12 protein-coding genes are annotated in these 13,954 nt (G+C 37.8%); 1 reads left to right on the forward strand and 11 read right to left on the reverse strand.

All coding sequences use genetic code 11. The features are described from left to right. Positions 1–42 precede the first annotated feature (42 nt). The 8 genes from GD002_RS06490 to gabT form a co-directional block, all read right to left on the reverse strand. Positions 43–486, reverse strand: coding sequence for a CoxG family protein (locus GD002_RS06490; RefSeq protein ID WP_228548319.1), 444 nt, complete (start codon positions 484–486; stop codon positions 43–45). A 199-nt stretch (positions 487–685) separates the two neighbouring features. Further along, positions 686–1,450, reverse strand: coding sequence for a LamB/YcsF family protein (locus GD002_RS06495; RefSeq protein ID WP_153731534.1), 765 nt, complete (start codon positions 1,448–1,450; stop codon positions 686–688). Between the two features lie 42 nt (positions 1,451–1,492). Further along, positions 1,493–2,836, reverse strand: coding sequence for an acetyl-CoA carboxylase biotin carboxylase subunit (locus GD002_RS06500; protein ID WP_194841494.1), 1,344 nt, complete (start codon positions 2,834–2,836; stop codon positions 1,493–1,495). Between the two features lie 17 nt (positions 2,837–2,853). Next, positions 2,854–3,108 (reverse strand): acetyl-CoA carboxylase, encoded by a 255-nt coding sequence (locus GD002_RS06505; RefSeq protein WP_153731535.1) that lies wholly within the window; start codon positions 3,106–3,108, stop codon positions 2,854–2,856. 16 nt (positions 3,109–3,124) lie between these two features. Beyond that, entirely contained in the window at positions 3,125–4,099 is a 975-nt protein-coding gene (locus tag GD002_RS06510) for a 5-oxoprolinase subunit C family protein (RefSeq protein ID WP_153731536.1), read from the reverse strand. Further along, positions 4,096–4,965 (reverse strand): 5-oxoprolinase subunit B family protein, encoded by an 870-nt coding sequence (locus tag GD002_RS06515; protein WP_153731537.1) that lies wholly within the window; start codon positions 4,963–4,965, stop codon positions 4,096–4,098. The genes GD002_RS06510 and GD002_RS06515 overlap by 4 nt, the downstream gene beginning before the upstream one ends. A gap of 181 nt (positions 4,966–5,146) precedes the next feature. Next, positions 5,147–6,538 (reverse strand): NAD-dependent succinate-semialdehyde dehydrogenase, encoded by a 1,392-nt coding sequence (locus tag GD002_RS06520; RefSeq protein WP_153731538.1) that lies wholly within the window; start codon positions 6,536–6,538, stop codon positions 5,147–5,149. Positions 6,539–6,581: 43 nt separating this feature from the next. Next, positions 6,582–7,883 (reverse strand): 4-aminobutyrate--2-oxoglutarate transaminase, encoded by a 1,302-nt coding sequence (gene gabT, locus GD002_RS06525; protein ID WP_228548315.1) that lies wholly within the window; start codon positions 7,881–7,883, stop codon positions 6,582–6,584. A gap of 108 nt (positions 7,884–7,991) precedes the next feature. Between gabT and gabR the strand changes: the two genes are divergently transcribed. Further along, positions 7,992–9,410 (forward strand): MocR-like transcriptional regulator GabR, encoded by a 1,419-nt coding sequence (gene gabR / locus GD002_RS06530; RefSeq protein ID WP_153731540.1) that lies wholly within the window; start codon positions 7,992–7,994, stop codon positions 9,408–9,410. A gap of 498 nt (positions 9,411–9,908) precedes the next feature. Here gabR and GD002_RS06535 read toward each other — a convergent pair whose 3' ends face one another. From GD002_RS06535 to GD002_RS06545, 3 genes are read right to left on the reverse strand one after another with little or no spacing between them, the layout of a single operon-like run. Next, on the reverse strand, positions 9,909–11,381 hold the full coding sequence (locus tag GD002_RS06535) for an aldehyde dehydrogenase family protein (protein WP_153731541.1): 1,473 nt from the start codon (positions 11,379–11,381) through the stop codon (positions 9,909–9,911). An 8-nt stretch (positions 11,382–11,389) separates the two neighbouring features. Beyond that, the gene (locus tag GD002_RS06540; protein ID WP_194841495.1) at positions 11,390–12,844 is read right to left on the reverse strand and encodes an ABC transporter substrate-binding protein; all 1,455 of its coding nucleotides are present in this window, start codon (positions 12,842–12,844) and stop codon (positions 11,390–11,392) included. A gap of 21 nt (positions 12,845–12,865) precedes the next feature. After that, positions 12,866–13,948, reverse strand: a complete 1,083-nt coding sequence (locus GD002_RS06545; protein WP_153731543.1) for an ABC transporter ATP-binding protein — start codon at positions 13,946–13,948, stop codon at positions 12,866–12,868. Positions 13,949–13,954: the final 6 nt, after the last annotated feature.

The raw sequence follows: 13,954 nt of genomic DNA on the forward strand, positions 1-13,954 counted from the left end.
ACATAGTTGGTCTTTCAAAGTCTTACTTACCGTCATAGTCTTTTACTCTACGAGATTCTTAGTTTCTTTTTCAATGTCTTTGAAAAATTGCCCAATGATCACTTTAGCCACACCGCCGATTATGCGCTGCCCAATAGATGCAAGTAAGCCTGTTACTTCAACTTCAGCATTACAAGTAAGTAATACACCATTTTCAGTATCCTCTAAATTCATTTCTGCATCTGCTTCAATTTCACCAGGCTTCCCCTTAGCATGAACAAGCAAGCGATAGAATTCTGGTTCCTTCATGTCCACTTGCTTAACGTCCGCTGTAAACTCCCCTTTTATGGGACCCATGTTTATTCCTAATACACTGTGATATACATTATCCTCAACTTCCTCAAAAACTTTACAGCCTGGCAAAGCTTTTTGTAATACCTCTTTATTTTGAATCGTTGACCACAGTGTTTCTTTTGAAATGCCCTTAAACGTGTAGGTATGCACCATTTTCAAGGTAAATCAACCCTTTCTTTTTTCCTAATAGTTTGAATATTTTTCTCACACCACCTTCTTTACAAGATAGGTAGAAAAGAAATCTGACCCCTTCATGTGATATGGAAAGCTTCAAAGGATACTTTCCATATTTCATGAGTGGTATCTACAAAATATCAAAAAACTACATTGCAGATCTTATGGAGAATGTTCATTAAATAATACTTTTTATAGGGACTATCTGAATATCATTTTTTTGGCAGGCAGCTACAATTGCTTCAGCTAGTTGAGGAGCTCCTGGTGTATCCCCGTGAATGCAGATGGTTTCCGCTTCGATTGACGCAACTTTGCCATCATGAGTGATGACTTCTTTCTCTTTAATCATTCTAACGACTCGATCCGCCATTTTATCGTAATCTTTAATGACAGACCCCTTGCGTGTTAATACGATGGACCCTGTTTCAGTATGCTCACGGTCAGAATAGACTTCCTTGGCAACTGGAATTCCCATTTTGATAGCTTCCTCCATAAATACGGAATTATTTAAAGCGAAGACAATCATTTCTGAGCCTACATCATGAATGGATTCCAGAATGGCTCGGGCCACATTCTTATCTTCCATTGCTCGCATAAATAACGCACCGTGGGGTTTGCAGTGTTGTATTTTGACATCGAAAGCGTTTGCAAATTCACGTAACGCGCCCATTTGATACGTAACATAGTCCTTTACTTCCAAAGGCGTACAGGCTAAATCTCGGCGACCGAATCCCAATAAATCTGGAAAACCAGGGTGGACGCCAACTCCAACCTCATATTCTTTGGCTAACTCAATCGTTTTTCTCATTACATGCGGGTCTCCTGCATGGAAACCACACGCTATATTTGCTGAAGTAATATACTTCATCATTTCCTCATCATTACCTTGTTCATAGAGACCAAAACTTTCTCCCATGTCGCAGTTCAAATCTACTTTATACATATGAAAACCTCACTTTGTTTTAAGTATATTGCGAATAGGATATTAGACTGTGCTGACTTCAGTTAAGAAGTTTGTTGTATAATTTCCACTAGTAAACTGTTCAGTGTCCATAATTCGTTCAAGCAACGGAAGGTTCGTTACTATCCCTTCTACTTTTATTTGCTCAAGTGCTTGTTTCATTTTAATGATTGCAGCTTGTCGATCTGTGTCATGGACAATTATTTTACCGATCATCGGATCATAGTAGGGCGAGACAACACTGCCTTCTATAATTCCAAAATCAAGGCGGACATCTTTTTCAGGTAAAGCCAAGTGTTTGATTGTTCCAGGTGATGGGAAATAAGTATTTGGATCTTCTGCATAGAGTCTGCACTCAATGGAATGTCCATTTTTCTTTATTTGGTCTTGTTGTGCAGGTAATGGTTCGCCAGCAGCAATTCGTAGTTGCCACTCTACCAGATCTGTACCCGTAACTTCTTCAGTAATGGGATGTTCTACTTGTAATCTCGTATTCATTTCAAGAAAATAGAAGTTTTGATCCCCATCAAAAATGAATTCCATCGTACCTAGATTTGTATAGCCAATTCTCTCAACACCAAGAAGTGCAGTTGAAACCAACTTCTCCCTTAGTGCTTCATCAAGAAGAGGTGATGGACTTTCTTCGACTACTTTTTGATGTCTTCTTTGAACTGAACATTCACGTTCAAAGAGATGAACTGCATTACCGTGTGTATCTGCAGCAATTTGAACTTCAATATGGCGAGGCTCTGTAATCCACTTTTCTAAAAAAACAGCCCCATCACCGAAAAACGAAATCGCTTGTTGTTTCGTTGTATTAAAAGCATTCTTCAGTTCATCACTATTTTGAACTAATTTCATACCGATACCGCCTCCGCCAGCGCTTGCTTTCAACATAAGCGGATACCCAATATTTTCAGCAACCTCAAGAGCCTCGTCTACTGTTTCTAGATCTTTTTCAGAACCAGGTACGACCGGGATACCTGCTGCATGCATTTGAATGCGGGACTCTAATTTACTTCCCATTAATTTCATGACCTCTGCTGTCGGTCCAATGAAAACAATGCCTTCTTCTTCACAACGATTAACGAACGATGGGTTTTCTGATAAAAAACCATACCCTGGGTGAATCGCATTTGCTTTCGTTTCTTTTGCCGCATTTATTACTTTTTCTATGTCTAGATAACTTTTTTTGGCTTGACTTTCTCCTATGCATACTGCTTCTGTTGCCTCTTTCACAAAAGGCGCGTCTGCGTCTGCATCAGAATAGATCGCAACCGTTTGAATCCCCAAACGGTTACATGTGCGAATGATTCTTCGGGCTATTTCCCCTCTGTTTGCAATTAATACTTTATCAAAAATACCCATTAATTTTCTCACCTCGTTTATTCACTTTGTTCTGTAAGAATTGCAAGCTCTTGACCCGCATCTACCATTGTTTCGTGTTCTGTTAAAAAGCTTTCAAGGATTCCAGCTTTTTCTGCTTTTATTTCATAGAACGTTTTCATCACTTCGATTAAGCCGATAATATCACCAACCTCAACTTTATCACCTTCGTTTAAATATACATCTTCTTCTGGTGATGGTTTACGGTAAAACATACCTGGAATTGCTGCTAACACTTTTGTACTTTCGCTCATCATAAATTCCCCCTAGTTATCGGTTAAGCTGTTGTTTAATTTCCTCTAGCTGATTTTTCACTACTTTTCTAGCAGCGAGCGCTTCGTCTATACTCACTGAAACAAACCGAACAGATTCATTCGTTTTAATTTGACCCATTTTATTCAAATCTGAACTAATGATCGTAGCGATTGTTGCATATCCTCCACCTGTTACTGCATCATTTAATAATGCAATGGGCTCGACGCCGTCCGGCACTTGAATAGATCCGATGGGATACCCTAAATCAACGACGTTGGAAGGATTACTCCCTGCGCCGAACGGTTGCTCACGATCAACAAAATTTAGTCGTTCACCGCTAAAACGATAGCCCACACGATTGGCTTCCGGTGTGACTAGCCAGTCAATTGCAAAGAATCGTTCTTTACTCTCTTCCGTCAAACGATAGCTGCAAAGACCAAGCACGACACGAATCTCATGTTTTTTTGTAAACGTTGGAATGTACTTATCCTCGATTCGTGCTCCTACAATTGGAGTACGTTCATTGTCCGTACCGATTTCAAGCTTGTCGCCTGCTTGAAGTGATCTTCCTTCTAAACCACCAATTCCACATAACGTGTAGGTAGAACGCGAACCCATAATTTGTGGTACATCTATTCCTCCGGCAATAGCAAGGTACACTCTTGCTCCTGATTTCACAAAATCAAATGAGAGCTGATCGCCCGCTTTTATTTCCAATGTTTCCCACATCGGTACTAACTCTCCATTAATTTTAGGAGGTATATCGCCTCCCGTAAGAGCGATCACTGTATCTACTTTAAATTCAAGTGTTGGTCCCAGATACGTAATTTCTAACGTGGAAGCGTTCTCATTATTACCTACTAAAAGATTACTAACTGCATAAGAGTATTTATCCATTGCTCCTGAAGGTGGCATTCCAACTTCATAGAAACCAATTCTACCACCATCTTGTATAGTTGTTTGTAGACCTGGATGAATTACATGTATCATGCGTACAACCTCCTTAACACATCTTCAGAAAAGCCTTTCGGATCTTCAAGTACTGTTTTCGGTGTAAAAGTAATGTCTTTTGTTAAGTAGCGGAACGTTCCCTCTTCTACTTGCTTTCGAATTTCCTCATATTCTTCCAATGTTATACTGCGGTATCTAAAAACATCTCCTTGTCTAGGAAAAGTCATAGAATCTTTAAAGTCATACGAACGCTGATCTTTTTCAAATATTGGTGTAGCGGATGTGCCGAATAACTGATATCCCCCTGCACCTTGCACTGGGTAAATAACTGCAAAAGCACCGCCAAAACCGAATGCTCTTTCTGGTGTGAATGTACGTGGACGCACATATTTTGGAACTTCGATTTGTTGCTCTCTTGGTACCATCTGATAGCACCATGGTAATCCAGGAACAAAGCCAATCATCGAAACAAGATACGGTGAATCTGTTATTGCTTTAATAAGTTCTTCTTTAGATTCAAAACCATTAATGCGCGCAGCATATTCTAGATCTGTTGAAGTAGGGTCTTGGTGTCGATCCCTAAATCGCATGAGAGCTTCATTCGTCCAGGGATCATCAAACAAAATGGGAACATCAACAATACGAGCAGAAATTTCAAAATCATTGATCGAAACGGTTTGCTCAAGATCTTTCAATTTTGCAATCAACTCGTCCGGATGAATTTTATCTGGATCAAAACGAACCATGTAAGACGCATTTGAAGGACAAATATCAACAATTCCCGGCTGATTCTCTTTTCTCAATTCCTCAGTGATCGCCATTGCCTGAAAGTTCACTTCTAAACTCATTTCCTCTGATAATTCGACAAAGATGAACTCATCTCCACCATATTCATAACGGGCCATTTCTACTCCACCTCTCCGCTTATAATCATTCTGTTATCCTGACTTCTGAGTCTTATCGCGTTTGTCTAATTACCATTAATCCCCAAAAAGTCAAACTTTTCTGACTCACCAGAAGTAATTTCACTATTCTCATTCTAACGAGTCAAAATAAGTTTAGATAAATAGATTGATAGATCTTTATTTATAGATTGCCAATTGACAAGTATTTAGTTTCTAGGTAGGGCTCGATACCTTCAATTCCACCTTCACGACCAAGTCCACTTTCTTTCATACCACCGAAAGGAGCATGTGCAGCGGATGGTGCGCCATCATTCCAACCAATTATTCCAAAATCTAGATTGTCATGTAAGTAGGTTCCCGTTCTATAATCATTCGTAAAGAAGTAGGCCGCCAAACCATATGGCGTGTTATTTGCAATTTCCACTGCTTCTTCCAACGTCTTAAAACTAGTAATAGGTGCAACTGGTCCGAAAGTTTCCTCTTGCATAATATCCATACTACCATCCACATTTTTTAATACAGTTGGATAAACAAAGAAGAAACCTTTCTCCTTATCGGCGTCATATTTATTTCCAACAAGCACTTCTGCACCTTTTGAAATTGCGTCATTCACTTGGGCAACAATTTTGTTATATCCTTTTTCGTTGATAATTGGACCTACATCTGTCGCTTCATCTAATCCATTTCCTACCTTTAGTTGTTTTGTAGCTTCTGCAAATTTTTCGGAAAATGTATCCACAATATTTTCATGTACTAAAATACGATTCGCACAAACACAAGTTTGACCAGCATTTCTAAATTTCGTGAGCAGCGTTTGGGCAACAGCAAAATCAATATCCGCGTCCTCCGCTACAATTAGTGGTGCATGTCCACCTAGCTCCATCGTTACATGCTTAATTGTTTCGGCACTGTCTTTAATTAATGACTTTCCAACAGGAGTGGAACCTGTAAACGTAATTTTACGTACATGTGGGCTTTCTGTAAAAAGTCTTCCCACAACTGAACCTCTTCCATTTACACATTGGATAGCATCTTCAGGAATTCCTGCTTCATGTGCTAGTTCAACGAGTCTAATTGTAGTTAATGGCGTTTCCTCTGCAGGTTTAACAATGAATGAGCAACCAGCTGCTAGTGCGGGAGCTGCTTTTCTCGTCATCATTGCTGCCGGAAAATTCCAAGGTGTGATAGCTGCTACGAGACCAATCGGTTGTTTGCTAACTACAATTCGTTTTGCTTCAGAAGCAGCTGGAATTGTTCTTCCATATAAACGAAGCGCTTCTTCTGCATACCAATCAATATAGCTCGTTGCATAATTCACTTCGCCATTTGACTCTGACAAGGGTTTTCCGTTTTCCATGGTCATTACTTTTGCAATTTCTTCTTTATTTTCTTGAATAAGTAGCGACCACTTTTTCAATAACCTTGAACGTTCATGTGCATTAATTTTTGACCATTTTTTAAATCCAGTATGTCCCTTATCCAAAGCTTGATTAATTTCTTCTTCTGTATGCCTTGGTACTTCTTGTATTGACTCTCCTGTGGCTGGATTTTTCACTATAAAACTCGATACCATTTGCTACCTCTCCTCTTGTCGTTTCTATTATGAATACTATTGATTATTGATTAAATGCAGCTTCTAAAATAGAAAAACCTTTTTCAAGCTCTTCGTCTGTTATAACTAAAGGTGCTAGAAAGCGTACGACGTTCCCTTTTAAACCTGCAGATAGAAGTAATAATCCATTAGCATTTGCATACTTCACAATTTCAGTTGTTTTTTCTTTATTCGGTAGTCGAGTTGAACGACTTTCTACAATTTCAACAGCCACCATTGAACCTAAACGACGAATATCTCCGACAAAGCTATGTTTTTCAGCCAACTCATTTAACTTATCTTCAAGTTTTTGACCCAAAGTTTCTGATTTTGTAAGTAGATCCTCTTCTTCAATAATATCAATAACAGCCAGCGCCGCTGCACACGCTACCGGACTTCCTGCATATGTACCGCCTAACTCTCCAGGTGCTGCCGCATTTAATATTTCGGTGCGACCTACAACCCCGCTCAATGGTAAACCTGCCGCCAATGATTTAGAAACGGTTGTTAGATCAGGTACAACATCAAATTGTTCCATTGCAAACATTGTTCCCGTACGTCCAAAGCCTGTTTGGATTTCATCTGCTACAAAAATAATTCCATGTTCTTTACAAAATTCGCTTACCGCTTGGACAAACTTCTTTGGTGCAACAACGAAGCCTCCCTCTCCTTGAACAGGTTCCATAACAACACATGCTACAGTTTCAGGAGCCACAGTTGCGATAAAGAAATCTTTGAATTCTTCTATTACTTGATCAACGTAAGCCTCCTCTGTCATTTCACTAGGTTTTTGATAAACATAAGGATAAGGGGCTTGATATATTTCTGGTGTGAAAGGTCCGAAACCAAATTTATAAGGTTTTACTTTACTTGTCATTCCCATTGTCAAATTCGTTCTTCCGTGGAATCCACGAACAAATGAAACAACTGCTTGTCTTCCCGTAAATTTACGAGCAACTTTGATAGCGTTTTCAACTGCTTCAGCACCGGAGTTAAAAAGGATTGCTTGCTTATCAAAGGTACCTGGTGTGATTTCACATAACTTTTCAGCCAACTCAATATATCCTTCATACATCATCACATTGAATCCGGGGTGCAAGAATTTTTCAACTTGACTATTCACTGCTGCAGTTACTTTCGGATGGCTATGCCCTACATTCAGCGTACCAATTGCAGCTGCAAAATCAATCCATTCCTTTTGATTGATATCTGTGATCGTAGCACCTTTCGCAGAATGAGCAATATTTAAATTTCCATTACTTACACCTTGGGGAACAAACTTTTTTCTTTTGTTTTGTAATTCTTCAGTTGTTAAATTAGAAGTCACCATCATTTTCTCTCCCTTGTTTTAATTTATATAAAGTATCGCAATCATCTGATATAATAAAAAGTACCAGATTTCATTATTTTCAGGCACCAGATAAGGGGGATTATTTTGATTCTTTCAAAATTGGAGTTGAATACAGAAGAACAAGACTATATTTATCAACAAATTTACAAGGATATTAAAGAGAAAATTCTAGAAGGTCAACTATCCTCCCACGAAAAATTACCCTCAAAACGAAAACTAGCTGATCAATTGAATGTAAGTGTCAACTCAGTAACAAATGCATATGAACAACTTTTGGCTGAAGGCTATATCTATTCTTTAGAAAGAAGAGGATATTATGTTGAACACATTACCCAATTCATCGTGAAGGATGACCGTAGAAAAACTAAATTACCTAGCGCATTAAAGGAAGAGAATGTTGATAAAGCGGGATGGTTGTCACTTTCTCATATGACATCGGATATTTCTTTATTCCCTTTTAAGGAATGGATTAAATGTCAGGAGAAAGCGATAACTAACCAAAAGATTGAACTTACTGAAATAACACATCCACAAGGTCCTTACTTGGTAAGACAAACAATTGCAAAACTTATTGCATTATCACGAGGTGTTATTTGTGAGCCTGAACAAATTGTGATTGGTGCTGGAACGCAATCTTTACTTCGCAATTTAATGAGCATACAAAGTCCGAGTACGGTCGTAGCTATTGAAAATCCAGGCTATTCAAGATTCTATACAATGTTAAAAAAATTAGATTTAGAAGTACTACCCATTGAATTGGATGAAGAGGGAATCGATAGTATGCAAATTGAAAACTCAAATGCAAGCTTTGTGTTTGTTACACCTTCCCATCAGTTTCCAACAGGGAAAATCATGTCCATTTCAAGACGCATTGAACTGCTCAACTGGTCAATCAAATCAAATAATCGCTATATAATAGAGGATGATTATGATAGTGAGTTCAAATATGAAACAGATAATATCCCCTCTCTACAAAGTTTAGATCGTAACCAGCGAGTTATTTATACAGGTTCATTTTCTAAAACCATGCTACCTGGTTTTCGCATAAGCTATATGGTTTTACCCCCTGAAGTGTTGAAGGACTACCGCCTTCATTTTTCTGATTTTATTCAAGATAGTAATACACTAGGTTTATACTCATTGCATTACTTCATCGAAAGTGGTGAGTACGCCAAACATCTTCGAAGGATGAATCATCACTATGAGATGAAAAGAAAACTCTTAATTAAACAACTTCGGCTGCAATTTGGCGACTCTCTTCACATTGAGGATATCCCTGCAGGTCTGCATTTTCTAGCATATTTCGAAACAACAAAAAGTTATAGCGAAATCGAAGAAAGAGCCATTAAAGAAAAACTGGAGATCTATTCAATGAAGCGCTTTATGTTAAAAGAAAAGAAAATGGAGAAAAATCGAATTGATTTGGTAATTGGATTTGCAAATATTAATGCAGAAAATATTACAGAGGCTGTTGAACGGTTGTACACCGTTATTAGAGAGTAGGCTGGAAGGAGTTTAGATATAATGAAGAAAGACCGCGATTTACACAACTTATCTATTGCAAAGTCATAGGCTGATATCTATGCTTTCCATGTCGCTCGCACTATCTCAGTTCCTTCTTTAGTGCAAGATGCATGAATTGTAAACCCCTCCCATTATTCGGTTCTCAGTAAAACAGTAACTGAAAGTACCTTATAAAATTTCCAAAGACCTCTTATATCTACTAGTTAGCAAATACAACAAGATCATTCCACAGTTTAAGGTGATGTAGATGAGTGGTCTATTGCAAGAAGGACAAGCAATTGAATTCCTGTTAAACAACTGCTTCGTCTTGAAAGAGGTATGTTAAGAGAGGATTCTAGAAGTAATAATCAGTCCTAATATCGTACCAATTTCGTATTTATTTAAAGTGAAAAATCAAGAACCGGCTAGATAGTCAGCTGTAACTGACTTTCAAGCCGGTCCCTTCTCCGCAATCTCTTCCTTTACTCAAATCGTATTTCAGATAAAACTATCATAAAAACCAAGCGCATCATTACTCAAATTCATCTGAATCACTTTAGTTTCTAAATATTCGTTAAATGCATCTTTCCCTAAATCTCTTCCAAATCCACTTTGGTTAAAACCTCCCCAAGGAAGTTGATTATTAACTGAATGGTATTTATTAATCCATACAGTTCCTGAACAAATATTTTTAGACATACGAATAGCTCGCGAAAAGTCTTTTGTAAATACAGCTCCAGCCAAACCATATTTCGTGCTATTTGCTAATTGTACAGCTTCTTCTTCCTCTCTGAATGTTTGTATAACGAGTACAGGCCCAAATACTTCTTCTTGAACAATTTCTATATCGTTATCCTCAACCATAAATATAGTTGGCTCGATAAAACTTCCTTTGTCCAGTGGAGCTTTCGTTATTCGATGTCCTCCAGTCAATAAAATAGCCCCATCTTCTCTTGCTTTTTCGACCATCCCAAGGACCTTATTCATATGTTGTATAGATGCTATCGGTCCCATCTGCACACTATTATCGAGTCCGTTTCCTACAACTATTTTTTTGGTATGTTTTATTAATATGGAAGTTAATTCTGCCGAGATAGACTCATGCACAATAAGCCTCGACCCAGCAGAACAAATCTGTCCTGCTCCTAAAAAGCTCGCGAACATAATGTATTCTGCTGTCTTTTCTAAATCTGTATCCGGAAAAACAACAATCGGTGATTTACCACCTAATTCTAACGTAACTTTTTTCATCGTTTGCAGCGCATTTGTCATGACTTTTTTTCCAGTCTCAGTTCCGCCTGTAAACGATATTTTATTAACTCCACGATGCGACGTCATTAAATCTCCAATTGCTTGGCCAGACCCTAAAACTAAGTTACAAACGCCTTTTGGTAGTTGCACCTTTTCAAATATTTCAAACAGCTTAATAGCTGTCAACGGTGTTGTTTCAGCCGGTTTGAAAACAGCCACATTACCAGCCGCCAAACATGGAGCTAACTTCCAAGCAGCCATTTGAAGCGGGAAGTTCCATGGTACAATCAATGCACATACGCCGACTGCTTGTTTAACTACCATACTATCTAATGATGAATCAAAAGTTTCGCCAAATGCTGTTCTTGTAAGACCAGCGTAATACCGAAAAGCATCAGCAGCCGTTTCAACATCCGAAAGTGCTTCTCCAAGAGGCTTTCCGTTATTTATTGTTTCTAATTGAGCAAGTTCTTCTTTACTTTTCTCAATTTCTTCAGCAATTTTTAACAAGAATGTAGCGCGCACTTCAGGTTTTAATTGAGACCATAAACCTGAATCGAACGCTCTTCTTGCAGACATTACAGCTTCTTCTACATCTTTTTCCGTAGCTTCTGTAACGACTTTAATTACTTCTCCGTTTGCAGGATTAATAATTTCTCTAGTTCCTTGCTCCTTGGCCAAAATCCATTCACCATTAATATACATTTTTCCTATATCCATTAAATATCTCATCCTCTATTTTTCTTTATGTCAAATGCATAAATAAACTCATCCATTCTTGGTTTAAAACACCATTCTTCATTCAACCCATATAAATCAAATTGTTGGAATAATGGAACCCAAGGTAATTCTTCTCTAAAAATAGTCAGCGCTTCAGTATATAATTCTTTACGCTTGGTTTGGTCTAGAATCTTACTTGCTTCTATTGCAATTTCTTCTATTTTATCGTTAGAAAAATGAGTAGGATTCCACGCTCTCGGATGGATAAATGCATTTCTATAAACTTCATCGGGATCAAAAGTAAAATTACCCCATCCGACATAGTACATTTGATCAAATTGATGATTCCTAAATTTCCCAATAAAATCTTCCCATGGTCTTACATCAACTTCAAGATGAATTCCAACTTCTTGTAATTGTTCTTTCATTTTAAAACAAATTTCTTTATCTTGAGTAAAACGACCGTCTGGAACTTCGACCTTAACAGAGACACCGTCTTCATATCCTGCTTCTTTTAATAATTGTCTTGATTTATTAGGATTATATTCAATTGGCTTTTGATTTTCATCTACTCCAAATGCTTGAGGATAAACTGGTCCTGCTAGAGGATATCCACAGCCCACTAATTCTTCCTCTATAATTTTCTCCATATTGATGCCATGACTAATAGCATGACGCAATTTTTTGTTGCCAAGTACCTCATGATGCGTATTAATACCCATATAAATGATCCCAACACTCGGAGTACCAACAACTGTAACTCCATTAACTTTTTCAACAACTTCTTTATCAAGCGGTGGGAAATTCGCTACCACATCATACGTATTATTTTTAATACCTTCTACTCTATCAACACCGTGAGGAACAGCGTGAAACTCTAGGTATTTCATATCTGCTTTCCCTAAAAAGTAGTCTTCGTTTCTTTCTAAGTACACTTTCCCATCTTTCCTATTCCAGGTTTTCATTTTGAAAGGACCTGTTCCACTTGGTAATACCGAGAATTCTTCTACTCCCGCTTCTTTAAAATAAGTTTCCGATATAATCATGAGCCCTGCTAATTGTGCTAATAGGTTAGGGTCAGGGCGATGTAAATTAACCTTAACTTGATAATCACTTAAGACTTCAGCAGACACCATTGAATTAAAACGGCCAGCTGGAGGAAAAATATCACTCATTTTAGGATCAACCATTCGCTCAATTGAAAACTTAACATCTGAAGCAGTAAATTTCGTTCCATGGTGATAGTAAACATCATCTCTTAAATTAAATATGATTTCATTGTCACTTACGTATTCCCAAGATGTCGCTAGGTGAGGTACGATTTCCATCTCACTATCTCTTCTTACTAGTGAATCGTACATTTGAAGTAAAATATTAGCAGTAGTTGTTTCTGAATGCGCAAAAGGATCCATTGTTGAAGCATCGGTACCTTGAGCAATCGTTAATGTAAAATTATTAGTCATTATCATATTCTCCTTTAATATTCAATAAATATAAGTATTTTCCTTATTCCAAATTACAAAAACGTCATCACCCTCATTAAAAGTCGAGCTAGAGCAATCATCGGGCTGTAATGAACAGATAATTGTTTTATCGTGTGCATCCGATTTAACGCCAAGCGTAAAAGTAGAACCTTTAAAATGCATGTATTCAACTTGTCCTTTTAAGACATTTTGCTCATCCTTGTTTTCAAACACACTCTGTTTTATTACTTGTGCATGTTCGGGTCTAAACATTATGAGGTGCTCTTTATAAGCAGAATCTTTACGTTTAATTGCTTTAATTGTCTCACCAGTTTTGAGCTTGGCAGTAAAATGATTAGATTCTTCTTGAGCATCTTCAACAGCAATCATATTCGTTTCCCCAATAAAATTGGCAACAAATGAATTGCTTGGTTCATTGTAGATTTCGGTAGGAGTTCCAAGCTGTGAAATATCACCGTTATACATTACTGCAATCCTATCAGATAACACCATAGCTTCCTCTTGATCATGGGTGACGAATAATGCAGTGAAACCATGTTTTTTTTGCAATTGCCTAATTTCAACTCTTAAAAACTGTCGCAACTTCGCATCTAAATTACTCAGCGGCTCATCAAATAAAATAATTGCCGGATTGAGAACAAGCGATCTTGCTAGGGCAACACGTTGCTGTTGACCTCCTGATAATTGCGTAGGAAATCGATCCTCGAATCCTGTAAGCTGTACGGACTTTAGCGCATCTTCCACTCTTTTACGTACTTCATCTTTATTTACTTTCTTTCTTTTTAAACCGTAAGCAACATTTTCGTAAATTGTCAAATGAGGAAACAACGCATAGTTTTGGAAAACTAAACCGATATCTCTCTTATGAGTAGGAGTATTTACAATCTCTTTTTCATCTAATTTTATTGAGCCACTCGTTGGTTCAAGTAATCCTGCTACCATTCTCAGCGTTGTTGTTTTACCACAACCACTTGGCCCTAATAGTGAAACGAGTTCACCTTGTTCAATCGTAAGACTGAGTTGTTTAACGACTTTATTGTCCTTATATTGCTTACATAAATCAGTTATTACTAAACGGCCCATTCTTTC

It is taken from the genome of Sporosarcina obsidiansis (genome assembly GCF_009651005.1).
In the GTDB taxonomy this organism is placed as follows: domain Bacteria; phylum Bacillota; class Bacilli; order Bacillales_A; family Planococcaceae; genus Sporosarcina; species Sporosarcina obsidiansis.